General features: G+C 50.6%; 20 protein-coding genes. 8 read left to right on the top strand and 12 right to left on the bottom strand.

The window, feature by feature from the left end:
- The first annotated feature begins 160 nt into the window (after positions 1-160).
- The gene (locus tag MN202_RS16200; RefSeq protein WP_335737182.1) at positions 161-550 is read left to right on the top strand and encodes a YacL family protein; all 390 of its coding nucleotides are present in this window, start codon (positions 161-163) and stop codon (positions 548-550) included.
- 3 nt (positions 551-553) lie between these two features.
- Here MN202_RS16200 and MN202_RS16195 read toward each other — a convergent pair whose 3' ends face one another.
- A complete protein-coding gene (locus MN202_RS16195; RefSeq protein ID WP_335737181.1) occupies positions 554-3,235 on the bottom strand; it encodes a DEAD/DEAH box helicase family protein in 2,682 nt (893 codons plus the stop codon).
- Between the two features lie 96 nt (positions 3,236-3,331).
- Positions 3,332-6,709 carry a sensor histidine kinase gene (locus tag MN202_RS16190; RefSeq protein ID WP_335737180.1) on the bottom strand — a complete coding sequence of 1,126 codons (3,378 nt, stop codon included), beginning with the start codon at positions 6,707-6,709 and terminating at the stop codon, positions 3,332-3,334.
- A 253-nt stretch (positions 6,710-6,962) separates the two neighbouring features.
- On the opposite strand from MN202_RS16190, the gene glnK reads away from it, so the two are divergent.
- A complete protein-coding gene (glnK, locus tag MN202_RS16185) occupies positions 6,963-7,301 on the top strand; it encodes a P-II family nitrogen regulator (RefSeq protein WP_335737179.1) in 339 nt (112 codons plus the stop codon).
- 12 nt (positions 7,302-7,313) lie between these two features.
- Complete coding sequence (locus MN202_RS16180; RefSeq protein ID WP_335737178.1) at positions 7,314-8,585, top strand: ammonium transporter; 1,272 nt, start codon at positions 7,314-7,316, stop codon at positions 8,583-8,585.
- A gap of 282 nt (positions 8,586-8,867) precedes the next feature.
- On the opposite strand, the gene xdp1 is transcribed toward MN202_RS16180, so the two are convergent.
- Both xdp1 and MN202_RS16170 read right to left on the bottom strand, forming a co-directional pair.
- Positions 8,868-9,614 (bottom strand): exosortase-dependent surface protein XDP1, encoded by a 747-nt coding sequence (gene xdp1 / locus MN202_RS16175; RefSeq protein ID WP_335737177.1) that lies wholly within the window; start codon positions 9,612-9,614, stop codon positions 8,868-8,870.
- Positions 9,615-9,878: 264 nt separating this feature from the next.
- Positions 9,879-10,739, bottom strand: coding sequence for a MurR/RpiR family transcriptional regulator (locus MN202_RS16170; RefSeq protein ID WP_335737176.1), 861 nt, complete (start codon positions 10,737-10,739; stop codon positions 9,879-9,881).
- A 124-nt stretch (positions 10,740-10,863) separates the two neighbouring features.
- Between MN202_RS16170 and MN202_RS16165 the strand changes: the two genes are divergently transcribed.
- Positions 10,864-12,066 carry an anhydro-N-acetylmuramic acid kinase gene (locus MN202_RS16165; protein ID WP_335737175.1) on the top strand — a complete coding sequence of 401 codons (1,203 nt, stop codon included), beginning with the start codon at positions 10,864-10,866 and terminating at the stop codon, positions 12,064-12,066.
- A 24-nt stretch (positions 12,067-12,090) separates the two neighbouring features.
- Here MN202_RS16165 and MN202_RS16160 read toward each other — a convergent pair whose 3' ends face one another.
- The gene (locus tag MN202_RS16160) at positions 12,091-12,336 is read right to left on the bottom strand and encodes an EF-hand domain-containing protein (protein ID WP_335737174.1); all 246 of its coding nucleotides are present in this window, start codon (positions 12,334-12,336) and stop codon (positions 12,091-12,093) included.
- Between the two features lie 344 nt (positions 12,337-12,680).
- On the opposite strand from MN202_RS16160, the gene MN202_RS16155 reads away from it, so the two are divergent.
- From MN202_RS16155 to MN202_RS16140, 4 genes are all read left to right on the top strand, one after another.
- Positions 12,681-14,699, top strand: coding sequence for a tetratricopeptide repeat protein (locus tag MN202_RS16155; protein WP_335737173.1), 2,019 nt, complete (start codon positions 12,681-12,683; stop codon positions 14,697-14,699).
- A gap of 123 nt (positions 14,700-14,822) precedes the next feature.
- Positions 14,823-15,134, top strand: a complete 312-nt coding sequence (locus tag MN202_RS16150) for a hypothetical protein (RefSeq protein ID WP_335737172.1) — start codon at positions 14,823-14,825, stop codon at positions 15,132-15,134.
- A 187-nt stretch (positions 15,135-15,321) separates the two neighbouring features.
- Entirely contained in the window at positions 15,322-15,930 is a 609-nt protein-coding gene (locus MN202_RS16145; RefSeq protein WP_335737171.1) for a LysE family translocator, read from the top strand.
- A 23-nt stretch (positions 15,931-15,953) separates the two neighbouring features.
- The gene (locus MN202_RS16140; protein ID WP_335737170.1) at positions 15,954-17,402 is read left to right on the top strand and encodes an aminotransferase-like domain-containing protein; all 1,449 of its coding nucleotides are present in this window, start codon (positions 15,954-15,956) and stop codon (positions 17,400-17,402) included.
- Here the strand turns inward: MN202_RS16140 and MN202_RS16135 are convergent.
- The 7 genes from MN202_RS16135 to MN202_RS16105 all read right to left on the bottom strand — a co-directional run bounded on the left by MN202_RS16135 (position 17,399) and on the right by MN202_RS16105 (position 25,411).
- Positions 17,399-20,332 carry a diguanylate cyclase gene (locus MN202_RS16135; protein ID WP_335737169.1) on the bottom strand — a complete coding sequence of 978 codons (2,934 nt, stop codon included), beginning with the start codon at positions 20,330-20,332 and terminating at the stop codon, positions 17,399-17,401. The two genes, MN202_RS16140 and MN202_RS16135, sit on opposite strands and share 4 nt — an antisense overlap.
- Before the next feature lie 96 nt (positions 20,333-20,428).
- Entirely contained in the window at positions 20,429-21,847 is a 1,419-nt protein-coding gene (locus tag MN202_RS16130) for an NAD(P)(+) transhydrogenase (Re/Si-specific) subunit beta (RefSeq protein WP_335737168.1), read from the bottom strand.
- Between the two features lie 3 nt (positions 21,848-21,850).
- Positions 21,851-22,165 carry an NAD(P) transhydrogenase subunit alpha part 2 gene (locus MN202_RS16125; protein WP_335737167.1) on the bottom strand — a complete coding sequence of 105 codons (315 nt, stop codon included), beginning with the start codon at positions 22,163-22,165 and terminating at the stop codon, positions 21,851-21,853.
- 32 nt (positions 22,166-22,197) lie between these two features.
- On the bottom strand, positions 22,198-23,328 hold the full coding sequence (locus MN202_RS16120; RefSeq protein ID WP_335737166.1) for an NAD(P) transhydrogenase subunit alpha: 1,131 nt from the start codon (positions 23,326-23,328) through the stop codon (positions 22,198-22,200).
- A 105-nt stretch (positions 23,329-23,433) separates the two neighbouring features.
- On the bottom strand, positions 23,434-24,381 hold the full coding sequence (locus MN202_RS16115; protein ID WP_335737165.1) for a tRNA-dihydrouridine synthase: 948 nt from the start codon (positions 24,379-24,381) through the stop codon (positions 23,434-23,436).
- Positions 24,381-24,536 (bottom strand): DUF2256 domain-containing protein, encoded by a 156-nt coding sequence (locus tag MN202_RS16110; RefSeq protein WP_335737164.1) that lies wholly within the window; start codon positions 24,534-24,536, stop codon positions 24,381-24,383. Before MN202_RS16110 ends, MN202_RS16115 begins: the two co-directional genes overlap by 1 nt.
- A gap of 2 nt (positions 24,537-24,538) precedes the next feature.
- Positions 24,539-25,411, bottom strand: coding sequence for an HDOD domain-containing protein (locus tag MN202_RS16105; RefSeq protein ID WP_335737163.1), 873 nt, complete (start codon positions 25,409-25,411; stop codon positions 24,539-24,541).
- Positions 25,412-25,444 lie beyond the last annotated feature (33 nt).

Below are 25,444 nucleotides of genomic sequence, written 5' to 3'. Positions count from 1 at the left end.
CAAGAAGTGTTAAATCGAGCAAACTTAAGTATCCCGTTAAAAAGAAAAATGCCGGTCAGCTTAACTGACCGGCATTATGCAACTGCAGGCCTTTTTTCTGCTCGCGAATACAGGCGCAGCAGCTACACTTTCAGTTATATAACGCTAACGGAGCACTAGCGTGGAATACGATTTTATTTATGACCGCAATACTCTGCAGTTCAGCATTAAGCTGGCTGCAGAGCATGAAGTATTAGGCCGCTTTTTACTGGATGAGTTTGGTCAGAACGCCGAGGCGTATTCGCCATTACTGCAACAGTTAAGCGAACTTAAACCGCATCAGAGCATGCAGTATCAGGGTAAGGAATTTTTGCTGGAAGTAGATAACGGCGAGGTAACGCTTAGCCATAACACCTTGTTTTTCAATGTGGAACAGCCATTACCTGAGCGGCAGCAGCATAAATTAGCCGATGACGACTTACAGCTGGACGAGCAGGGTATGCACAGCCAGTGCGGCTTGGAAGATTTACTAAAACTGCTGCGCGAATGGCAGCAGTTTTTGGCAGACTAACCGCTATAACCAGCGGTCCTGACGTTTGCTTACTGGCTTAAACACTGACGAGAACGCCTGCATGCGGGCCTTTAGCAAACTGTCTCTGCCGCTATCACTGCGGCAGTAAATTAAATCGCCCGGCCCGACATATTTGCTCCAGCAACGGTAAAAAATAGTGGCTTGCTCTTTCGTTACCGCCAGGCGCAGGGGGACGGCATGATAATCGTCACGCGCCATGCCCCAAAAACTACCGGCCCGGATCACCAGGTATCTGGGGTTATCGATTGGCGCAAGGATTTCGTGCAGGCAATCAGCAAACAAAGAGGACTCGTAAAAGGTACTGCCTTGCAGAGCAAGAAAGACGTTGCCGCATTCTAATTCAACTGTGCTTACCGTTAACCGTCTAAAAGGAGTACTGACATGACCGGTTTGACACAGCGCCTCAGTCAGTGCCATGCCAATTTGTTTTAAGCTACCGTCTATCGGTAAATGCCGCAGCATTATTTTAACGGTGCGCACCGTAGTTGGCAGTAAGTACAGCATACCGCCGACGACACAGAGCATAAAAGCGGCCAGCATAATTGACAACCCGGCCCGCGCCATGTGCAGAGATAACGCCGACCCCATAACAACCAACAGCATAAGTTGCGCCAGCAGATACTTAAAGGTTTTTGCGGAATGGTACCAGCGAATGGCTGGCAGGGTTTTGCTGCTTACGCCGGGGGCAACCTGTGCCTGATGGTCCAGGGTTAGCGCTTGCTGCCAGCGCTGCTGCAGTTGGCTAAACTGTTGTAGCCGGCTGCGCATGGTTTGATTACTGGCACGGATCAGTTCGACCTGCCGCTTACTGTCTGGCAGTTTTTCCAGCTCAGTGGCTTTAAGTCGGGTAAAACCGCTTTCTATACTGTTTTTATGCTCGGACAAGCCGACGAAGGTGTCAAAGCGGCGCGCCAGATCCTGTAAGTCCTGCAGGCCATAAAACGAACGGGTATCGACAGCCAGCAGATGCCAGATACTGCTGGCCTTGTCGGGCACTGTGTTATCCAGCCGGATAGCCCGGCCGCGCATTTGGTTGGTCAGCATGAAAGAGCCAACCGAGGTTGCCAGGATCAGTGAATTGACTACCGGTGCGTCCCACCCCTCACCTAATAATGCCCGGGTACCTATCAACAGTTGAATTTGGCCACGGTTTAACAACAGCGTAAATAAACTGGTCTGCTGATTTAAAGCACCGCTGAGCTTGCTGTACTGCGCTGCGGCGGGAAAGGCGCTGGCGGTCAGTTTTAGCTGTTGCAGTTCAGCGGCGAGCTCTGTTGCTAAAGCCGTAGGTAACAGGCTAAGCCGGCCTGTCAGTAACGCCATTGCTGGTACTGTTTCGGTTGCCTGAGACAGTGCCTGAAATACCGGCCAGGCACCCAGTGAAGGTTCGCCGCTATTGGTACCGGTAGCGAGCTGCTCGTCGCGGATATAATCGGTTAAAATGACCTGACGCAAACCAGACTGGCGCAGTCGGTACTCCAGTTGGTGAATTTTTACGCAGGCAGCTATCTTGACCGGGTTAAGTGCCAACGCCCGCTGCAATTGCGGGTTCGTCTTTAACAACAGCTCGCGTTTATACAGCAGTTGACTGGCACTAAGTTGGCGTCTTAATCCGACTATATACTCTTGCTGTTGTTTGTCGGCGGCAAAATCAGCAGAAAACAGCACCGCCTGCAGCAGTATTTGCCAGTTTCGTCTGTCCAGTTTGGGGATGTCACGTGGTTGAAAATCCAGTATTTGCAGCAAACCCAGTGGTAGATGCTGCTGGCGCGCGGCTAAAAATGCCAGCAGGGCCGCAGCCAGCTCTGGCGCGGCTAAAATATCACGGGCGCTAATAGGGTGGTTCAGCCATTTGTGCTGCGCCAGTAAGCGGTTAAATTCAGGTTGAACAAACAGGCTGTCGCACAGGGCGACAACCTTATCGTCATGCGCAGCAAACTGTTGTTGCTGGCTTTCGCTGATGGCTTCGGTCCAGACGTAATCCTGGTGCGGACAGAGGGTACCGGCTTTGACTAACTCAGGAATTGAAATTTCTTCATCCACCGGGCCGCAGAGCTGCTCATAGCGCTGCCAGTTGTGGCTTTGCGCATCATAAGGTGGTGTTGCCGTAAGCGACACCAGCACCAGCTCTGGCATGGCAGTGCATAAGGCATCTAATACCCGCCACCACTCCTTGGTTAAGTGATGGGCCTCGTCCAGAATAACTACGCCAATCTGATGCTGTTGTAATGCAGAGATTAAACAATGAATTTCAGTACTGTCGAGTACTTCAGTTTCAGTGGCATCTTCGTCAGTGATATCTGCTGTAGTATCCTCCGACAGCTTGCCAGCCAATTGCCAGTGCAGTGCCTGATAGGTCACGGATGTTAAAATTCCGGGGGCACGTATATCGCTGCTCACCCAGTCAGGCGGACCTTGGGTAGTCGTGTCGAAAAAATCTGCCAGACGCAGAAGCCATTGATCACGAATAACCCGGGTGGGCGACATCACCAGCGTTTTTTGTTGTAGCAGACGAAAAACTTCCAGCCCCAGGCTGGTTTTACCGGCACCGGGTGCGGCAACAATATGTAAGCGCTTATCGGCTAAATGGCTGTGAACGGCGTCCAATACACGTTGCTGGTATGGTCGCCAGCTGTAGCGAAATGACAATTGGCTAAAAGGCAAAGTGGTGCATCCTGCAAAATATCTGGCTGCAGATAGTACATAGTATGGTTACGAAATTGCAACCTCAGTGTGGCCAGACAACGTTGCGGTAAAGGGTTAGCGCGGCGTTACCCGGCGTGGCAAAAGTAAGGTAAAGCAGGTGCCTGCGCCTGGTGTACTGGCGACCGTGATAGTGCCGCCCAGTTTTTGCGTGATCAGGTTAAAGACGATATGTAAGCCCAACCCTGTGCCGCCCTGATGACGGTTAGTGGTAAAAAAAGGATCGAAAATACGCTCCAGGTTTTCACTGCTGATGCCGGAACCATTATCGGCAAAAATAATTTCAATAGTGTTTGCTTTGTTTAAGCAGCTTAAACTGATTTGGCCACTGCTGCGGTCTTTAAAACCATGCACTATGGCATTTTGTGTAAGATTGGTAATGATCTGACCAATAGTACCGGGGTAGCTGTCCATCTCGATATCATCCGGGCAGTTCACTATGAAGATAATCTGCCGGCTACGCCACATTAAACTTAAGCTTTCCAGCAATTCATCTAAATACAGCGCCAATTTAAACTGCCGCTGGTTATCCGCGGTGCGATCGACCGAAACCTGTTTAAAATTGGCCACTAACTGGGCAGCGCGCTGCAGATTATGATCCAGCAAGCGACCGGCCTGAGTTAATTTATACAGATAGTCTGTCAGTTCCTGGCGCCGAATATTACCGCTGGCCAGTTTTTGCTGCAGCAGTAAGCTTTCCTCGGTGACAACACTGTTGGCTGTTAATGCCACACCCAGCGGTGTATTTACCTCGTGGGCAACGCCGGCGACTAACTGGCCCAGCGCGGCCATTTTTTCGGTGCGTACCAATTCTTTCATCGTCGATTCTAATTGTTGCAGCGTTTGCTCGGCTTTATTTTTCGATTCTTGTAATGCTCGGGTTCTGTCGCTGAGCTGCTCTGTGCGCGCTTCTACCAGCCAGGCCAGTTCTTCCTGCTGCTTTTTCAAGCGTTTTAGCCGGGTTAGATGTAAGCCCAGTAGTATTGACGGCAAGATGCTAAACAGCAGTAACCTGGCCCACCAGGTTTCCCACCATAGTGGCAGTACTTCAACCTCAAGCACGGTTTCCTCGCTCCAGCCGAGCTGTGGCAAGCCCGCCCGCAGGCGCAACTTATATTGCCCGGGCGGTAAACGTTCGAAACGGGCATTGCGGTTGCTGGCATCCTGAGTGATCCAATCGGTAGACACCGGGTCCAGCCGGTATTGAAACTGCACCAGTTCAGTTTCAATAAATTCACGGCTGGAATAGCTGGCACTGAAACTGCGTGAACCGGTAGCCGGAATAGTCAGCTTTTTTAGCTGGTGTACTATGCGGGCCAGGCTCGCTTCACGGCTGTCGTTGTTGAGCCGGGCGGCCGCGCCATTGACTGTCAGACTAACTAAAGTTGGCGCAGCTATTGGCTGGGGGGTGTAAGCCAGCACTTGTTGCGGCTGGAACAGGGTAAAGCCGTCCATGCCGCCAAAAGCGATGCTGCCGTCGGCAAAGCGGGTACTGGAAGCATTGATATAATCCCGGCGCAGGGTGCCGTGGCGAAAACCAAAATTGCGAAAGCGGGTCGTTGCCGGCTCAAACACCGAGATACCAAAGGCGCTGCTAAGCCAGATGTTGCCCTGTAGATCCAGCTCAGCCGCTTTTAACTGGCCATTGGCCAGGCCCTGCGGCTCGGCATATTGCTTAAAACTGACGCTGGCCGGCGTGATGTCGTAACCCTGAGGCAGAAGTTGCAGCAGGCCGGTACCATTAGTGGCCAGCCAATGTTGGCCGTTAGCGTCGCTAAGGTAGGCCATCGGTGCCGACGGCAGGCTTGTCGCGGTGGAGGCGGCGTTGGCCTTTAGCTGATGTTCAAATATTAATTCTCCGCTTTGCCGGTCAAACCAGGATAATCCACTGTACGAGCCTACCAGCACGTAGCGCTGGCCCAGCGGCCGGATAAAGGTTATGGCGCGGTTAAACGGATATTGCGCTATCAGTTGCTGAGCTGTGTGGTCCAGAATGACAATGCCAAACTGCTCGATGGCCAGCCACAGCTGGGTGTCACTGGCCCACAGCCGGCGCACCGGGCCGGTACTGACTGCCGCAGGCAACGGTTGATCCCGGTAGTCGCCGCTTTGTATATCCAGTGTGCTTATGCCCTGGGCATGACCAAACCAGAGCTGGTTGTTATGCGCTATGGCGCAGTAAAAAGTTAAGCGGTGGCTTTCGGCGGCAACAGCATCAAGGCGGTTATCGCGGATGTTAAGTTGAAACAGGCCATCGGCAGTGCCGGCCCATAAACGCTCGTCATCGCTGATCAGGCTGATAGTGGCAGGGTTGCGGACAGCGGCCATTAACGGCAGATCTGGCGTAATACTGCTAAACAGATTATTAGCCTGATTTAACCGCGATACACCGCCATTCCAGGTGCCAACCCAGATGCTGCCATCACGATCTTCCAGTAATGACACCACTTTACCATTGCCAAGGCTGGCAGGGTTATGACGCTGATGATAATAACTGGCGTGTTGTTGCCACAGGCCTTCAATCAGACGTAACGAACTCAGGCCGTACTGGCTGCCAACCCAGAGCTGGCCATCCCGCGTCATTTTGATGCTGCGGATCTCACTACTGTTGACGCCACTGCTGTAACTCGTTAACGTGATTTTTGTCCAGCCCCCGCTGACCGGGTCGAGTAGCACTAAGCCTTCGTGCTCCAGGCCAACCCACAAACGTCCAGCGGTATCATGGTGTAACGCCATCACCGAGGCAGTAGGAAAAGGAAAATCTGCTACCTTGCTAAGTTTGCCGCTATCCGGGTTAAAGCGCACTAAGCCACGCGGTGTACCCAGCCATAGCTGGCCGTCAGCATCAGTGGAGATAGCGCTGATATTGTTGTTTTGCAGCTCGATGTTGCCAGCGTTATCTGGTAACGGCCATTGCAAAGCCTGGGTTGGCGCATGCCACAGCGCCAGGCCGATATTGGTGCCAACCCAAAGTTGTTGCTGTGCATCTAAATGTAACGACAACACCACTGTTTCAGTATTGTCAGGTGTTTGCGCCTGAATACTTTCGAAGTAGCCGAGTCTGGGATCAAAACGGTTTAAGCCGTTCAGGGTACCTACCCAAATAACGCCGTGCTGATCGACCTGCAGTGCGGTGACAAAGTTATCACTTAATGAATGGTTTAGCTCAGGATCGGGCCGAAATACCGTTACGGCAAAGCCATCATAACGGTTCAGACCATTTTGTGTGCCAATCCAGATATTACCAGCACTATCTTGCGCCAGAGCCGTGACGGTGGCTTGCGATAAACCCTGTTGAATATCCAATCGGGCAAAGCGGGACACCGAGGCTAAAGCAGCATAACCAGGCTCTGGCAGTGTGATGAGCAGGGCTATAAAAAACAGGGCCAGCCGTAACCGCCTTTTTGCTGAGTGTTCGTTTAAAACCAAGTACATAAAAAAACCTTGGGTACTGGCACTTAAAAGTCTGTGCGGTTGATGACCTAAGCATAGTCGTAAATAACTGCGCTGCCATAGCATTTTCTGCTGCACAGCCAAAGGGAAAATCTGCACCAATTAGGTGCGGTCCGCCTGAAATATAGCAGCCCATAATTATTAAGCTGTTGATAAATAATAATATAAAAAAGTTGGCACAAGGCTTCCTTAGTAAATAACGAATCGCTAAGACGACTACTAAAGGGAACACTATATGAAGCTTGTATGTGCCATCATCAAGCCGTTTAAACTGGACGATGTTCGCGAAGCTATTGCCGACATTGGGGTGGAAGGTTTAACGGTAACAGAAGTAAAAGGCTTTGGCCGGCAGAAAGGCCACACCGAGTTATACCGTGGTGCTGAGTATCAGGTTGATTTTTTGCCAAAGGTGAAACTGGAAATTGCCACCCTGGATGATCAGGTAGACCGCTTAATTGAAGCGATCCAAAAAGCCGCCTTCACCGGCCGCATCGGTGACGGCAAAATTTTTGTTTACGATCTGGAACAGGCTGTGCGCATCCGCACCGGCGAGTCAGACGCTGAAGCCATATAAGGAGCTGTTATCATGCAAGAGCAAATTTATCACTTACAGTATGCCATGGACACCTTTTACTTCCTGATTTGTGGAGTACTGGTAATGTGGATGGCTGCTGGCTTTTCCATGCTGGAAGCTGGTCTGGTACGGGCAAAAAACACCACTGAAATTTTAACTAAAAACGTCGCCCTGTACTCTATTGCCTGCATTATGTATCTGGTATGTGGTTATGCCTTTATGTATGGCGGCGAGTTTTTCTTAAGCGGTATTGGCGGTGTTGATGTCGATGCTACGCTAAGCAGCTTTGCTGAACGCGAAGATGGTTTTACCGGCGGAGCTGTGTATTCCACCGCATCTGATTTTTTCTTTCAGGTGGTGTTTGTTGCTACTGCTATGTCTATCGTATCTGGTGCCGTGGCTGAGCGCATGAAGCTATGGGCCTTTTTAGCCTTTGCCGTAGTGATGACCGGCTTTATCTATCCGGTACACGGCTCCTGGACCTGGGGCGCTGAAGGTATGTTTGGTATCAATCTGGATGATCAGTTTGGTTTTTCTGACTTTGCCGGCTCAGGCATAGTGCATATGGCCGGTGCTGCTGCAGCCCTTGCCGGGGTATTACTGCTGGGTGCGCGTAAAGGTAAATACAGTAAAGACGGTAAAGTGAACGCTATTCCGGGTGCCAATATGCCGCTGGCAACGTTGGGCACCCTGGTGCTGTGGATGGGCTGGTTTGGCTTTAACGGTGGTTCGGTGTTAAAGCTGGGTGATATCAGCAATGCCAACGCAGTTGCAATGGTATTTTTAAACACGAATGCCGCCGCAGCTGCAGGTGCTGTTGCTGCACTGGCACTGTCGGTGGTGCTATTCCGTAAAGCAGATCTTACTATGGCATTAAACGGCGCTCTGGCCGGTTTAGTTGCCATCACAGCTGAGCCATCAACTCCAACGGCATTGCAAGCCACCTTATTTGGTGCAGTAGGCGGTGTGCTGGTAGTCGCGTCTATTATCGGCCTGGACAAACTGAAAATTGACGACCCGGTCGGTGCTATCTCGGTACACGGTGTTGTGGGGTTGTTTGGCCTGTTGCTGGTACCACTGACCAAAGAGGGTGCAACCTTTGCCGGCCAGTTAATTGGTGCTGCCGCTATTTTCTTCTGGGTGTTTATTGCCAGCCTGGTGGTGTGGTATGCGCTGAAACTGACAATCGGTATTCGGGTAAGTGAAGAAGCAGAGTATGAAGGCGTAGACGCCTCAGAGTGTGGTATTGAAGCCTACCCTGAGTTTGTCGCGTCGGTAAAGTAAGCAGCCTGGGAAGAGTTGGTGGAACTTCCCGGGAGCGAGTGAGCGAGGGTGAGGCTGTAACAAGCATAGCCCCCGCAAACTGAACGTCCCCACCAATACGTCTATCCTTGTCCTTTGTCTTTTATCTGACACCCCGTGCCAAATGGCGCGGGGTTTTTTTATTGCGCACTGCCTGGCATAAAAACCGGCCAGACTGCTGCAAAAACACCCCTGAAACGTCAACAAGCCCTGATCAGGCAAATAAAAAAGCATCCCGCAGGATGCTTTAATTGGCAGGATGATTCAGCTGAACTTTCTGCGCCCGGCCAGCATAACCAGTGCCATGGCAAATAATGACAGGGTTACCGGCTCTGAAACTTCTGTGCTAGGCCTGGTAGTCGTTGTGGTTAGGCCGCTAAACTTCAGGTAATCGTCGCCAGAGGTTAAGCCATTACCGAAGTATTGATTGTAAGCACCGATCATCCAATACTTGCTGGCAACGCCACTGGTGCTTTTATTCAGGTTGGAGCCTGTATTAAGCGAATAATAGTGGTTTGCCGGAGAAGCACCAACGTTTGAGAAACTGGATGAAGCCACAGCATAGCTGCTTATTTCATTCCAGCGCTCCATTGGTGAGCCACCATTAAACGGATTGTTGTTAAAAGCGGCGATAGAGATATCGCTGTCACTGTTGGCATAAGCCACGCTGATGCCAGCCAGTTCAACTTCTTCGCTAAAGGACAACAGCACAAAATCGTAGCGGCCGTAATTATCTACCCAATGTTGATCACCTGAGCTGTTAAATACCAGCGTACCCCATTCACTAAGCCAGAGTTCAGCCTGGAATATATCTTCGTCATTATAAGCAGACCAGGACGTCATGCTTACCGACATAGTGTTGTTGTCATCCGATATATTGATGGTGTTAGGAATGATATTACGGTTAATAGAGCCTGATCCGCCACTGCCGACAAAATCCCAGGTTTGGGTTGCGGCCTGGCAAGCCCCGCTTAGCGCAAGTAAACTGCAGGCAACAAGTAACTTATCCATAGTCATACCTTAATTCCAGTGTTGTTAATCCACAGCGCAGCACTGCATTTTTAACGCAGCCAGCCATGTTATACCTTTATATAGTAAAAGCCATGCAATAAAAGCGCCAATGAATTTTATATGTTTATTATCATTAGCATATGATTTCTTGCTGCCGACTGCTAACTTAGGGTTGTAAAAGATCGTGACGATCTGTCGTCGATCGTGAAGCCCGGATCTTAGCTTTGGTATTTCTTGGCTTTATGCTAAAAAAGCCCCGGTATTTCAGCGTTTACGGGCCAGAAAGTTATCTACGGCACTATTGGACGCCGCGAGTTTTTGCCGGCCCTGTGGGCAGGTTTGCGTCAGCAGAATAAACAGCGTATCTATTACCAGTTCCTGGGCATTACGCGCCAGTATTGACGATAAACGCGCTGAGCTCTCATCGGCGACGGTGTAAAGCTTTACGCCGGCCAGCCGGGCCACACTATTATTGCCATATCCGGTAATGCTAATGATTTGTACCTGATTAGCCGCAGCCTGCTCGGTAATTTTCACGCTGTCGGCTGTTTCGCCGGACTCGCTAAGTAACACCAAAACGTCGTCATGGCTGTAGTTGGCGATATTAGCCAGTTGCACGTGGGTGTCGGTTTCGGCCAAGGCTGCCATACCTAGCTTTTGCAGCTTGTAGGAAAAGTCTTTTGCCACCAGCGCTGAACCGCCCTTACCACAGAGCAAAATACGCTTAGCAGTGCGCAGCCACAGTGCGGCTTGTTCAAAACTGGCCTGGTTGTTAATGGCATGGGTTTTTTGCAGCACATTAATCTTGCCGGCCAGCAATTTTTGACTCATGTCGGCAAAGCTGTCACTTAATGAAATTTCGCCGTGCAATTTAGCGGCACTGGTAGCAGGTTGCTGCCGGTGCAGGCTGTCGCTGATAGCAAATTTAAAATCCGGGTAACCTTTATAGCCCAGTTTTTGGGTAAAGCGCACCACGCTGGCCTGGCTAATACCAACCGCCTGCGCCAGCGTTTGCGATGGCATATCACGGATGTGATCCGGATTCGCCAGTATGTAGTCGGCCAGTTGTTGCTCGGCACGGGGAAACTTTTCGCGTAGGGCGTGAATTTTATCTAATACCGACATCCGCTGATCCTGTCTTCAGCCGGGCGGCATTAAAGTCGTCCGCGCTGGCATTTTATTGCTACTCTATTGCAGTTTATTCGGATAAATTATTCATTACCAGCCCGTTAGGTCAGAGCAATCAAAAATGCATACCCATATCGCCCATTTATACCAGATTTCAGCAAAACCCAGCCGCACCGTTATCGGCCTGATGAGCGGTACTTCGCTGGATGGCCTGGATGTAGCGTTATGCCGTATCAGTGGCGCAGGCCTGGACACTAAAGTTGAGCTTCTGGCCTTTACTACCGTTGATTACGACAGCAACTACAAACAGCGGGTAAAGGCGGTATTTGCCAAACGAGACGTTGATCTACAGGCTATTACGTTGCTAAACCCCTGGATCGCCCAGGAGCACGGCCGCATGATTAACCAGTGTTTAGCCTCATGGCAGTTAAGCGCCAACACTATCGATATTATCGCCAGCCACGGCCAGACGGTATATCACTGCCCTAAACGGCAGCACCGTTTAGCCGATTACGGCAATGCCACCCTGCAACTGGGCGATGGTGATCATTTAGCGGTGGCGACCGGTATTACCACCATCAGTGATTTTCGCCAGAAGCATATCGCTGCCGGTGGAGAAGGCGCGCCATTGGCGGTATATGGTGATTATCTGTTGTTTAGCAGCAAAGATGAAAACCGCATTATGCTGAATATCGGCGGTATCGCTAACTTTACCTGGCTGCCGCAGACGCTGGATGCCGAAGCCGTGTTCAGTACCGACATAGGCCCAGGCAATACTATGATGGATGCCTATATTCAAAAGTACTATCCGGGACAGTATTTTGATAAAGATTCAGCGCTGGCCAAAGCGGGTAGTGTAAGTGAAGCCTTACTTCAGGCGTTAAAGCAAGACTCGTTTTTTGCACTGGATTTTCCTAAAACCACCGGGCCGGAAGTGTTTAACCTTAGCTATCTTGCTAAAGCGCAGCAGCAGTCTGGCACTGAGACATTAAGCCATGCCGATATTATGGCAACCTTAAACCGCTTCTCGGCCGATATGATTATCGCTGCCATTAAGCACACCACGGCACAGCGGGATAACTTTGTGATTTACGCCAGTGGCGGCGGCATTCATAACCCACTGCTGCTAAGTCATATTCAGCAAGCTTTGCCACAAGTGAGTATTAAAACCACCGCCGAGTTGGCCATAAACCCGGACGCCAAAGAAGCGGTGCTGTTTGCCGTGCTGGCTAATGAATGTTTAGTCGGGGGGAAACAGCAGTTTAGCAACACCCGCGAGGGTATACCGGGCGTTACTATGGGCAAGATTAGTTTTGCCGATTAAAGCAGGCAAAGCCTGCTTTAGGTATTAATATTCCCACCAGCAATCCTGCCACCAGTCTAAAAACTCGGCAAAGTCGATATAACCGTTGTTGTTACTGTCGACCAGTTTAAAACCTTCTTCAACCCGGCTGGCTTTGGTTTTAGGGGCCAGTACCGTTAACAGCTCAATAAACTCGGGTAAATCGATACGGCCATTGCCGTCGCGGTCAAAAAAGTCGAATTCGGTTTTTATCGCCGCAATTTGTTCTGCAGACAACGTTTCTTTAGTCACTTGTATCACCTTGTTTAGAAGTCAGTTCTGGAGGCAGTGTACTGCGCTAAAAAATCGCTGTCTATCTGTCGGCACGGAACTGCTGTTTATCGGCAAGCTAAATATGGTCTGAGACTGGTATCTAAAGCTCTGCATTCAGACTGGCGGTGACTTAAATTGTAGGTTGCTGACTTAGACAGACAGCGTTTATGGCTGGAAGATCGGCTTTTAAGCTTACTGTACGCATTATTTCACCGGCTTTGTAATAAAAGGCTTTTAATTAAGTGTGATATGCTGTTTTATGTAACAAAAAAGTACAAAGCAAGCCCTTTATTAACATGAAGCATCAATAAGGATGTTGAACTGTGAAGCCACTGCACTCTATAAAAGCGTTTTTGCTGGTATTAACCTTACAGCTATTGCTACTACCACAATCTGTAGTGGCGGTTGATGCCGTTGCAGGACATCTGCAAGACCGTGCGGCAAAAGCGGAACAATTGTTTTCGCTGGGTTTTCGCTATGACACAGCCGATGGCGTTGCACAGGACTATGCGCTTGCTCATCAATACTATCAAGAGGCGGTAACCTTAGGTTCGGTGCAGGCTATGCATAATCTGGGCGCGTTGTACAACTGGGGCTACGGTGTACAGCCTAACCGGCAGATGGCGTTGATGCTGTGGGAGCAGGCTGCTGATCTGGGTAACATGTATTCTTCGTTTAATATGGGTAATGCCTTCCAAAAGGGCGATGGTCGCAGCAAAGACACTGAAAAAGCACTTTATTATTATATGCTTTCTTATAATCAAGGCTATGAGAAGGGTATTTGTCAATACGCTGAAATGCTAAGTGGGGACAGGGCGTTAAATTCGGAAAACATCAGGCTTTTACTCCAGCCTTTGGCTCGACAGGGAAATACACAATGCTTGAATGCACTTGTGACATTATTGTATGAAGATTATGAGCAACATCAGGACAGCCAGTCGTTATTATATTGGGCTGAATTCGGCGCATCCTTAAATTCGGCTGATGCTGTATTTACTTTGGCACTCTTATATAACTTTGGTCAAAAAGGTATTTCAGCTGATGCTGAAAAAGCAAAGTCTTACTACCTCAAGGCTATAGAACTATCCCACCCATCAGCTTATGCCAATCTTGGTTTTATGTATGAGACAGGCAAATTTGGCAAGCCTGATGTCATACAGGCAAAATACTACTATGAACAAGCTGTCGCTATAGGCTCAGTATGGGGATTTAACAATCTTGCGAGCTTTTACCGGAATGGTATTGGTAAGGTTATAGATTTTGAAAAAGCCTTGTCACTGTACACCCAGGCGGCTGAAATGGGTAACGCAAACGCACACCGTAATATTGGCATTATGTACCAATTTGGCCAGGGCGTTACGCCTGATGCTTACCGGGCAGAAGAATACCTGCTAAAAGCTGTAGAGTTAGGCTACCCGCAAGCATTGTTGGATTTGGGCTTGTTGCACCTGGATGCGTCGTTACCATTGCATGATAAAACCATTGCCCTAACGTATTTTTATCAGGCGGTTGAGCAGGATATTGCAGGCGCCTTAGAAATATTGACGGAACAATTTGCCGGAGAAGAACGTGAGTGGTTTGTAAGGTCGCAAATTTCCGGGCAAATTGCGTATGATCTTGCCAGCCACTATCAGGCAGAAAATAACAAAACTGAAGCTTGTAAGTGGTTTTTAGTGGCATTTAAGCGGCTGCAGGATGATGCCTACCTCGAAGTAATGCCGTGTGTAGCAGAAAAACATTATTCAGATATGCCTTATTTGGATCCGCTTGATGTTGCACGGGAATGGGCCGCGCATCAAGAATGGGATGCGAATTCGCTGATTGGCGAGTTGTATTACTACGGTATAGGTATCAAACAAGACAAACTGCAAGCGGCTAGCTATTTTCTGCAGTCGTACGAGCATAGTACAGATGACGTGGCACGTTTCAACTTGGGTAAGATGTACCTTGCAGGTGATGGTGTAGCGAAAGATCTTATAAAGGCAAAATATTTTCTTGAGCTGGCAGCAGAACAAGGCATTAGTATTGCGGCTTATGAATTGGGCAAATTATATCGTTATGGCGTAGGTGTTGCTGCAGACGAAAACAAGGCTTTGGCATATACACGCCAGGCCGCAGAGTATATCGATCACGCTGACTCTGCTTTCAGTTATGCCAATATGCTTTTTGAGGGCTACGGTCAGGAGCCCGACATTCGGCTTGCAATAGACTGGTACGACAGAGCTATTCAATTAGGGCATGCTGATGCCTCATGCCGCTTGGGGAAGGTGTTGTCGAGTCATTTTGCGAATGCTGAAGAACAAACACGGGCCGAACAGTTGCAGCAAAAATGTGGCAAATAACAGCCGGTTTCGTGGCCAGTATTACGACGATATGTGGGCCGAGCTAAAGCTTTTCCTTTGGCTGGTGGTTACTGTCGGTTGTGGTTATGGCATCTATGTGCAGTTTTAAGGTAAGGCGTGCAGATGTTAGGTAGTACACTCAAACATATAATTTTCTCTGCAGTTGGCTTTGCGCTTGCCGCTGCAGTTTTTTTTAATCTGGCGCTTAATCTGTATCAGCAAGGTGCGGTGACATTTGATACCGTTTCAGGAATTGCTGCTGTGTTGTTTATTGTATCTATGGCATTAATTCCGGAATTTTTCTTTCTGAAATTGTCGCATACCTTACAAATAAAAAACAAAAGCCGCAGGGAAAAGCTGGCTGAAAAGGTATTGTACAGTGCCGTTCTGTTGGTGATCCTCAGTACGGTCGGCAGGCTGTTACTGCACAGCTAGGTACTAGACGCTTAATCTTTAAATATGACGCTTCATATTACGGGTATTGCATCCGGCCAATACTGTACTGCTTTTTTGCTGGTATTGTTCAAACTGTGCCGCTTTTTTACCAGGTTACTGTGTATATTTTCAGATTAGTGCAGGCGCTATTGTCGGCTTTACTGTAAACAACTGTAGAGCTTGCAAGATGGAACTGTTCTGGACCTTAGTATTTTTTGCCTTTGCCACCAGCATTACGCCGGGGCCTAACAATATTATGATCATGTCGTCTGGTGTAAATTACGGTGTGCAAAAAAGTTTGCCGCACCTGGCCGGTATTCAGCTGGGCTTTCTGCTGATGCTGTGCGCCGTCGGTTTAGGGGCAGGGTTGCTGCTGCAACAACAACCGTTGCTGCATCAGTTCATTAAACTTATTGGCTCGGTGTATTTGCTGTATCTGGCCTGGAAAATTGCCAGCGCAGAGCCTGTGCAGATAAATAATGGCAATAGCAAACCTTTAAGTTTTATTCAGGCGTTGCTGTTTCAATGGGTTAATGCAAAATCCTGGGTGATGATCACCGGTGCTATAGCGGCGTTTACCAGCTTGCAAGGTGTGTACTGGCAACAGCTAGCCTTAATTGCGCTGGTGTTTTTGCTGGTTGGCTTGCCGTGTACCGGTAGCTGGTTGTTATTTGGTGCCGGCTTAAAACGATTGCTAACTGCGCCTCAGCAACGCCGTTGGTTTAACCGCATTATGGGCGCTTTGCTGGCGCTGTCGGTACTACCGCCGTTATGGCAGGCGCTCAGCAGTTTTTAATCAATGGATAAGGTGCAGCTGCGATGTTTCGTTACCAGCAATTAGCGCAGGAGCTACAGCAACAGATAGAGCAGGGGCAGTATGCCTGTGGTGACCGCTTGCCTGGTGTGCGTGAGCTGGCTAAAAGGCGCACGCTTAGTGTATCTACCGTAGTGGCCAGTTACCGCCAGCTGGAAGCAGATGGCTATTTACAGGCCAATAGCCGCAGCGGTTATGTGGTAAAAGCCCGTTATCAACCGCCGCCACTTAGCAGTACGGTAATAGCACCAAGTGTTGTTCCCAGTATCGTTAGCAGCCAGCAAATGGCGCTGACCTTGTCAAAAGCGGCGGCGGACCCTGCTTTTATGGCACTGGGTGCTGCAGTGCCGGCACTGACGTTTTTACCACAGCATGCGCTGCATAAAGCCTTACAGCAGGTAATGAAAACGGATCCGACCCGTTTAATGCGTTACGAAGCCAGCCGCGGCGCACCTGAGCTGAGGTTGCAAATAGCCCGGCGTATGGCGCTGCATGGCGCTGTGGTATCACCGGAGCAGGTTATTATTACCAACGGCTGTCAGGAAGCGCTGATGCTGAGTTTAAAGGCCGTAACCCAGCCGGGCGATGTGGTGGTGATAGAATCGCCGGCGTTTTATGGCTTGCTGCAGGCGTTGGAGGCCGCTGGCTTACAGGCCTTAGCGCTGCCCACCGATGCACAAACCGGTATAGCGCCAGACGTGCTGCAGCAGGCTTTAGAGCAGTGGCCGGTAAAGGCCTGCGTGTTAATTGCCAACTACAGTAATCCGCTTGGCAGCCTGATGCCGGCCAGCCATAAACAACGTATTGCGGCTATGCTGGGCGAGCGTGGTATCGCACTAATTGAAGATGATACCTATGGTGATTTAGGTTTTGCCGCCACCAGGCCCGCCAGTTGCTTAGCGCTGGCAGCGCAGCAGGATATTTTTTACTGCAGTACTTTTTCTAAAACGTTGTCACCTGATTTACGCCTGGGCTGGGTAATCGCGCCCAAACATACTGCCAAACTGGAGTACCTTAAATTTATCAGCAATATCAGCAGTGCAGCCTTGCCGCAGTTGGCGGTGGCCAGGCTGTTAAAAAATGGCCAGTATGAGCGGCATTTACGTCAGGTGCGGCCACAGTATCAGGCAGCCATTAGCCGCATCAGCAGCAGTATCGGCCGGTTGTTTCCAGCCGGTACCCGGGTTAGCCAACCGCAGGGCGGCTTTGTTCTCTGGGTCGAGCTGCCAGCCGGTGTAGATGGGTATTTATTGGCGCAGCAGGCACTGGCTGAAAAAATCAGCATAGCGCCGGGCACGATATTTTCGCCAACGCCAGCGCGGCAAAAGCCGCTGTTTAGCAATTTTATCCGCTTAAACTGTGCAGTGCCGCCGGACGCCCGCTTAGAGCGGGCACTGCAAACTCTGGGGTTGCTGTGTCATCGCCAGCTAAACGCTGCCAGCAAGCCGGGTTAATCGTCTGCCAGCATTACGCGATTACGGCCAGCGACTTTGGCCGCGTATAGCGCCTTGTCTGCTTTGGTTAGTACTGCTTCAAAAGCCGGCTCCTGCTGGCGCAAAGCAACACCAAAGCTGGCCGTAACATGCAAATCACCGGCGATATCGGATAAATCCAGCTCGCTGATGCGCTGGCGCAGTTTTTCGCAAATCGTTAAGGCTTGCTCTGTCGTGGTTTCTGGCAATAGCAGTACAAATTCTTCGCCGCCCCAGCGCGCGGTAATATCGGTTTCGCGGCATCCGGCTTGCAAGGCTTTAGCTACCCGTTGTAACACGTAATCGCCAACAGTATGTGACCAGTTGTCATTGATCGATTTAAAGTGGTCGATATCAACAATGGCCAGACACAAAGGGTGCGGGTAGCGCTGAATGCGGATAAATTCATTGCGGCAAGATTCCTCAAATGCCCTGCGGTTGCCAAGCCCGGTCAGGCTGTCCAATCTGGCCTGGGCAGCAAAAAAATCAGCTTGTTGCTGTATTTTGTTTAACAACTGTTGCCGCTCTTTGTCCATTTCAAGCAGGTGTGTAGTTTGCAATTGCAGTGCTTGGGTTTTTTCTGCCACTAACTGCTGCAGTTGCTGTTCGCGCGCCAGGCTTTGTCTGATGCGCCAGCGCATGATAAAGGTAATCGACAGCAGGCTGATGCAAAACAGCACAAACCCAAACAGTTTACGTTGCCAGAAATAGGGCTGCAGTAAAAACTGCTGGCTGATTGCCGGGCTCCAGTCGCCGCCGGCGTAAGATACAGCCGCCTCAAACTGGTAAAGTCCTGGCGACAGATTAGTGTATTCGGTTAACCGCAGATCATCACGTTCAATCCAGTTTTCATCAAAACCTTGGAGTTTACTGCGAAAGCGCAAACGTTCCGGTGCAACAAAGCCTAAACCAGCCAGACGGACGGCCAGCCGCTCGGTGCCGGCTTTTAAGGTGATCAAATCGCCTGGTGGTTGCTGCTGACCGTCAGCCATGATGCTTTCAAACTGAATAAGCGGCGTTTGCAGTTCAAACCTATGCAGCAGCTGTGGCTGAATAATAGCTACGCCACCTGCGGTGGCAACGGCGATACTGCCATCGGCCCGGGTAATAGCGGCCGGTGAAGAGCCGCCATTAGTTTGTGCATTGCGCATGCCGTCTTTTTCATTAAACAGTTGCAACGCCAGCGGGCTGGCTGGATTGTCCAGATAGGCATTGGCTGCCGCCAGATTAACCCTCACTATGCCGCGGTTGGTAGTCAGCCATAAGTTACCCAGCCGGTCGGCGACCACTTGCAGCACAGTATCAGATAGCAGACCGGCTTCCAGGCCGATGAAGCGCAGTTGTTGCTGACGAAAGCGGCCCAGGCCTTTGTCTGTTGCCAGCCAGATGTCACCGCTACTTTGCTCAAACCACTGGCCCAGTACCCGTCGTTCATTATTTTCGGGCTGCACAGACAGTGGCGTATAAGTGTTGTCATACCAGATGCCGGCACCTTCGTTGGTGCCAATTACTAGCCGGTTATCCGGTAGCAATTGTAACGACAAAATGTAGCTGTTATGAGTTGGTGTCGGTATGCGGCTGATAGTGCCACTGTCGCTGTTCAGCAGGTGCACACCATTGGCGGTGGCCAGCCAAAGGGTATTGTTACTCGGAAGAATGGCGCGGATATTGTTTGATGCCAGGCCGTCGGCCGTGCCGTATTGTCGCAGCAGTTGTTGCCCGGCAATATGTAATAGCCCCTGATTATGGGTGCCTACCCAAATACTGTCGTGCTGGCCCAATGCCAGGCTCAGTACCGAGGTGTGCTGCAGTACCGGCGTGATGCTGCCATCGGTTGCATAGCGATCCAGCCCGGCGGTACTGCCTATCCACAAGCTGCCGTCCGGATGTTCCAGCACAGTACGGACAAAGTTATCCTGTAAACCGTTATAGGTTGTCAGATTGGTAAACGGCACTTCGCGTACCCGCTTTAAGCCGTTACTGGTGCCAACCCAGATATTATGTTCACGGTCCTGAAACAATGACAACACGCGGTTGGCACTCAGATCATTATCCAGCCGTAATGCCTCTACCTGATTGGCAGTATTTAGCCGGTACAGATCGGCACTGACGCCACCAAACCATAGCATGCCATAGTGATCAACGAGTAAAGTTGCAGCCGCCTTATCGGTAAGCTGCTCAAAGCGGGGGCTGGCATCATGGTGCCAGCCACGGTAAACGCCGCTGTCAGTAGCGACAATAAAGCTACCATTATCGTGAAACAACAAATCATACACCTGTTGCGCCGGAAAATAGTGCTGCAGCACGGCGGGCTCTGTACTGTCGGGATTAAATTTGACCAGACCTGCAGCCGTTGCAAGCCAGATGCCGCCACCCGGGCTTTGTTTAATTTTATAAATAAGATCGGCCGGTAAACCATCGGCCCGGGTTATACGTTGTTGCTCAGCGCCGGTTAGCCGTAGCAGACCGCTGCCGGCAGTTGCCATTAAGTAGTCAGCATCAGCCAGCGGCAGAATATCAAACAGCATGCTATTTACCGCCCGAAAGGACGACCATTGTTGCTGGTTAAAGCGGATCACATCGCCGTTGACACCGGCCAGATACAAGCTGCCGTCAGCTGCCAAAGTAAAGTTGCGGATGCCGGCATTGGCCAGCACGGCGGTATCTTTACGGTTAAAGGCTTTAAAATTGTCGCCATTGTAGCGTACCGGCCCTTCCCAGGTGGCCAGCCACAAATAACCATCGGCAGTTTGGGTAATATCATTGATAGAAGAGTGGGGTAAGCCGTCTTGAGTCGTCCAGCTTTCAATACTGTAGTGTTGCAAAGACAGCGGCTGATTAGCGCGGCAGTATGCAGAACTCAGCAACAAGACCAGAAGTAATAGCAGTTTTATGCAAGTTTGCGGACTCATCAATAGCAGGCTCCCCCAACCTTGGTGTTACTAGCTGTTATAACACATATTAATGCTGGTGGAGCCTGCTTCTGCTATTAGCGGCAAAAAAACGGCCTAATGGCCGCCTGCCAGTGATTTAATGGCCTGGATCATTGCGACCATCACTTTTTGTGCATCGCCATACACCATCTGGGTATTGTCAGCATAAAACAGCGCGTTTTCCACGCCGGAATAGCCCTTGCCCTGGCCACGTTTTACCACATACACCTGCTTGGCCATATCAACATTCAGTACCGGCATGCCGTAAATCGGCGAGCTTTTATTAGTGCGTGCCGCCGGGTTGACCGTGTCGTTGGCACCAATAACTATGGCAACGTCAGCTTCTTTAAACTCGCCGTTAATATCTTCCATATCAAAGATAATATCGTACGGCACACCCGCTTCAGCTAACAGCACATTCATATGGCCCGGCATCCGCCCGGCTACCGGGTGAATAGCAAACTTAACCTCAACTCCGGCGTCTTGCAGCAGTTTTACCAGTTCAAACAGTTTGTGCTGGGCCTGAGCGACCGCCAGACCATAACCGGGCGCTATGATAACCTTGCTGGCATAACGCATATTAATACCGGCGTCCGCGGCATCTATCGGCTTCTGGCTGCCGGCGATATCAGCATCGTCTTCATCACTGGCGGCACCAAAGTTAGAAAACAGCACATTGGCGACCGAACGGTTCATCGCTTTTGCCATTAGCAGAGTCAGCAAGGAGCCGGCCGAGCCAACCACCATACCGGCAATCATCAGCGCCGGGTTGTTCAGTACATAGCCTTCAAAGCCGACGGCTAAGCCGGTAAAGGCGTTGTATAAGGATATCACCACCGGCATATCAGCACCGCCAATGGGCATAGTCATCATTACGCCATACAGCAGTGCCAGGGCAAAAAACAGCGCGAATAACGGCCATTCTACCGCGCCGCCTAACCAGACGATGTAAGCGCCAATAGCGAACAGCACTAACAACAGGCTGCCGTTAACCAGTTGCAGGGCACTAAAGCGCAGAGTGCCGTTAATACGGCCATCCAGTTTGGCCCAGGCAATTAACGAGCCCGATAACGCCATAGCACCAATTAAGCCACCTAACACTGCCAGGCTAAGCGATACAGTGCCATGGGTTTTGTAACCAATCAGCTCTATGGCAGCTATAGCAGCGGCAGCGCCACCCCCCATACCGTTGTACAGTGCCACCATTTGCGGCATCTCGGTCATCGCGACTTTTTTACCGCTGCGCCAGGCCCAGCCAAGGCCAAGCACCAATGCAAGCAGCGCCAGTACGATGTTGGTGTTAAGGTGTGGTTTGGCGGCTTCGTTTACATCCAGCGTATACAAAAAGCTGGCCAGTACCGCCAGTACCATGCCCCAACCGGCAACGACAATACCGGAACGGGCTGTCAGCGGCGATGACATGCGTTTTAAGCCATAAATAAACAAAAAGGCGGCTATAAAATAGCTGCTGTCGATGAGTAAAGCTGTGTTCATGCCTTACTCCTTAGTGGTTTTGCTGGACGGTTTAAACATTTGCAGCATGCGCTCGGTAACCACATAGCCACCTGCGGCATTACCGGCACCCAATAACACGCCAACAAAGCCAATGATCTGCTGTGGTAGCGAACTGGCATTTAACAGCGCCCACAGCGCGCCAACAACGACGATACCGTGAATAAAGTTAGAGCCGGACATCAGCGGTGTGTGCAGAATGGCCGGCACCCGGCCGATGATTTCAAAGCCGGTAAAGGCCGCCAGCATAAAAATATACAGCGCGACAAAGCCGGTTAAGATGGTGGTGGTGTAATCCATATTGTCCCCCAAAGTCAGTAATTAATTACAGCTTATTGTTGTTGTGTCAGTGCGGCCTTGACCGCAGCGGGTTTAATCTCGCCCTGATGTGTCAGTACCGTTTTTGCCAGCACTTCATCTTGCCAATCCAGTTTAATTTCGCCGTCAATGACAAACAGCTGCAATAAATTCAGCAGATTTTTGGCATACAGCTCGGAAGCATGTTCGGCCAGCATCGACGGCACATTCAGCGGTGCGACTATGCTGATTTGGCCCTGCTGTATGGTTTCACCCGGTACGCTGTATTCGCAGTTACCACCGCCTTCGGCGGCCAGGTCGATGATCACGGCACCCAGTTTCATACCCTCTACCTGGGCTTTACTAATCAGTTTGGGTGACGGGCGCCCCGGAATCGCAGCGGTGGTAATGACAATATCGGCCTGTTGAATATGCTGTGTTACCACACTGGCGATTTTGTCTTTCTCATCCTGTGTCAGTTCGCGGGCATAGCCGCCTTCGCCCCGGGCATCGACACCGGTATCAACAAACTTGGCGCCCAGGGATTCGGCCTGCTCTTTGGTTTCGGGCCTGACATCATAGCCTTCGGTAATGGCGCCAAGGCGCCGGGCGGTAGCCAGGGCTTGTAAGCCGGCGACACCCAGCCCCATTACCAGACAACGCGCCGGGCGGATAGAGCCTACCGCTGTAGTCATCATCGGCAGGATGCGGGCCAGCTGTGTGGCACCGAGCAGCGCTGCGTAGTAACCGGCCAGTGCGGCTTGCGACGACAGTGCATCCATCGCCTGGGCGCGGCTAATGCGCGGTACCTGTTCCATCGCAAAGCTGGTGATATTTTTGTCACATAACAAGCGGGTGAGGTCCGCTTCTTTGTGCTGGTAAACAAAGCTGATTAAGATAGCGCCGGGTTTTAACAGCGCAATTTGGCTGGTTGTCGGCGGCTGCACGGCCAGCACTATGTCGGCATCTGCCAGCAGCTGCTCAGCGCTGGTAACAAAGTTAACATTGCTATAGGCGCTGTCGGGCAGTTTACTGGCCAGGCCGGCACCGCTTAGCATACTGATGTTACAACCGAGCTTGCTGAGTTTGTCGGCCACGGCGGGTACCATGGCAACGCGTTTTTCCTGTGGCCGGCTTTCCTGCAGCACGGCGACCTGTATTGGCATAAAGTATTCTCCTTAAACTAACTGTCTGAGGAGTATAGTCTTTATTCAATGCTTTACCGGATTGTCAGCAATGATGGCTAACATTTAGCCAATTTATAAGTGTGGTTAAGCTGGGGCGCTGTGTCGCGCCTGCTGTAGGGTATGCAGAATATCGCTGCTTTTTCGCAACAGGCGTAATTGCACAAATAACTCCGCAGCCTGTGGGTATTGCAGTTTTAAATAACTAAACCATTGTTTAATCCGGTTACTGTAGTACTGGCTTTTATCACCACAGATTTCAAATTCAGAATACTGCATCAGCAATTCAAGCACGCGTGGCCAGGGCATAACGGCATCGCCATGGCTGATAGTGCGGGCTAAATTAGGCAGCGCCAGTGCGCCGCGGCCAAGCATAATGTCAGTGCATTCTGACTGTTGCCGGCATAAGGCGGCGTCGGTGGCATTCCAGATCTCGCCATTAGCTACTAAGGGTATGCTAACGTGCTGTTTGATTTTAGCAATCCAGGGCCAGTACGCCGGTGGCCGGTAGCCGTCCGTTTTAGTACGGGCATGCACAGTAAGCATATTGGCACCTGCAGCGGCTATCGCAGCGGCATTATCCAGCGTTAAGCTGGTATCGTCGTAGCCTAGACGAATTTTTGCGCTAACCGGGAACTGTTGTGGTACGGCATCGCGTACCGCTTTGACTATGCGGTATAGCTGCTCTGTTTCTTTTAACAATACCGCACCACCGCGGCTTTTGTTCACGGTTTTGGCTGGACAGCCAAAGTTTAAATCGACACCGGCTGAGCCAAGCTCGACGGCACGTACTGCATTTTCGGCCAGCCAGTTGGGCTCCTGACCCAGTAATTGTACCCGCACCGGCGTGCCGGCAAAGGTTTTACCGCCGGTGAGTAGCTCCGGACATAAACGGGTAAAAACCCGGGCCGGTAGCTGTTGATCTACCACGCGGATAAATTCGGTGATGCATAAATCGTAACCGCCAATCCGCGTTAACATGTCGCGCATCAGGGCGTCGACCACACCTTCCATCGGAGCCAGAATAATGTTCATTAGTTTTCGGTTTTATCAGGGGTTTTGCTGCGGCGGCAACGCTCAGAGCAGTAAATAACCTTGTCCCAGTTTAATTGCCATTTTTTGCGCCAGCTAAATGTCAGGCCACACTGCGGGCAGCGCTTTTCGGGCAAATGCAGCTTGTGGTGCACCATGCTCAGACGGAATAGATGGTACTGACCTGCGCCCGGTGCAGCAGTTCAGCCAGTTCTGGCAATTGCAACGGTTCAAGCTCCAGAACATCGAGGATGGCGCTTTTATGCTGCTCCCATTCCGGATCTAAGGTGATATTAAACAATTGCCGGCTTTCGCCGCTAAAATGCTCTGCCAGTTTTAACAGCGCAAACAACTGTTTTTCCAGCTCACTGTCAGACTCCAGCATTAAGGCCGGGCTATGGTGATAGGCAATTACATTGCACAGTTCAGGGGTTAGGCTCCAGGATTCGGCGATCAGATAGCCCAGCACCTCGTGACAGGTTTGAAAATACTGTTCTTCAATTTCGCTGTAACCACGGCCTTGCTGCAGGCCTTGCTGCATTGTCTGCTCGTAGCTATCAACCTGCTGATGAATAAGGGCAATGCCGGCGTTGTGAAACAAGCCCAGACTGTAGCAGTCGTCCTGAATATCCTGGCTGAAATTAAAATGCTTCGCCAACGTCATGGCAATGTTGGCCGTTTGCAACGCACTTGCCCACATTTTTAAACTGAATTTGTCGTTGCAGCCTTCGGCCAGCGTAAAACGTAGCAATACACTGCGCACCAACTTAATTACGCGGTTAACGCCGAGAAACTTACAGGCATGCTCTACCGAGGTAATTTTACGCCGCAAACCAAAGAACGCCGAGTTAACCACTTTGAGGGTAAAGCCGGCAATGCCGATATCCAGATTAATCAGCGCGGAAATACGCTTGATGTTGGGCTCGGGCATATCCAGTTGCTGTTGAATATGCTGCAGGATTTCCGGCTGTGGTGGTATGGTAAAGCCGGTTAACGCCTGTTCAATTGCTGACATATCAATGGCCTGCGCCATAACGCTTTCTCCGGAACCTAGTCTAAGTACACT

The organism is Rheinheimera muenzenbergensis, from assembly GCF_036984005.1.
Lineage (GTDB): Bacteria > Pseudomonadota > Gammaproteobacteria > Enterobacterales > Alteromonadaceae > Alishewanella > Alishewanella muenzenbergensis.
The sequence above is the reverse complement of the archived record's forward strand: the minus strand, read 5'-3'. Positions and strand labels throughout refer to the sequence as shown.

Coding starts and splice junctions, on each gene's coding strand:
- MN202_RS16190 (WP_335737180.1), bottom strand. CDS start 6,709: ATGTACTTGGTTTTAAACGAACACTCAGCAAAAAGGCGGTTACGGCTG.
- glnK (WP_335737179.1), top strand. CDS start 6,963: ATGAAGCTTGTATGTGCCATCATCAAGCCGTTTAAACTGGACGATGTT.
- MN202_RS16180 (WP_335737178.1), top strand. CDS start 7,314: ATGCAAGAGCAAATTTATCACTTACAGTATGCCATGGACACCTTTTAC.
- xdp1 (WP_335737177.1), bottom strand. CDS start 9,614: ATGGATAAGTTACTTGTTGCCTGCAGTTTACTTGCGCTAAGCGGGGCT.
- MN202_RS16170 (WP_335737176.1), bottom strand. CDS start 10,739: ATGTCGGTATTAGATAAAATTCACGCCCTACGCGAAAAGTTTCCCCGT.
- MN202_RS16165 (WP_335737175.1), top strand. CDS start 10,864: ATGCATACCCATATCGCCCATTTATACCAGATTTCAGCAAAACCCAGC.
- MN202_RS16150 (WP_335737172.1), top strand. CDS start 14,823: ATGTTAGGTAGTACACTCAAACATATAATTTTCTCTGCAGTTGGCTTT.
- MN202_RS16145 (WP_335737171.1), top strand. CDS start 15,322: ATGGAACTGTTCTGGACCTTAGTATTTTTTGCCTTTGCCACCAGCATT.
- MN202_RS16140 (WP_335737170.1), top strand. CDS start 15,954: ATGTTTCGTTACCAGCAATTAGCGCAGGAGCTACAGCAACAGATAGAG.
- MN202_RS16135 (WP_335737169.1), bottom strand. CDS start 20,332: ATGAGTCCGCAAACTTGCATAAAACTGCTATTACTTCTGGTCTTGTTG.
- MN202_RS16130 (WP_335737168.1), bottom strand. CDS start 21,847: ATGAACACAGCTTTACTCATCGACAGCAGCTATTTTATAGCCGCCTTT.
- MN202_RS16125 (WP_335737167.1), bottom strand. CDS start 22,165: ATGGATTACACCACCACCATCTTAACCGGCTTTGTCGCGCTGTATATT.
- MN202_RS16120 (WP_335737166.1), bottom strand. CDS start 23,328: ATGCCAATACAGGTCGCCGTGCTGCAGGAAAGCCGGCCACAGGAAAAA.
- MN202_RS16115 (WP_335737165.1), bottom strand. CDS start 24,381: ATGAACATTATTCTGGCTCCGATGGAAGGTGTGGTCGACGCCCTGATG.
- MN202_RS16110 (WP_335737164.1), bottom strand. CDS start 24,536: ATGGTGCACCACAAGCTGCATTTGCCCGAAAAGCGCTGCCCGCAGTGT.
- MN202_RS16105 (WP_335737163.1), bottom strand. CDS start 25,411: ATGGCGCAGGCCATTGATATGTCAGCAATTGAACAGGCGTTAACCGGC.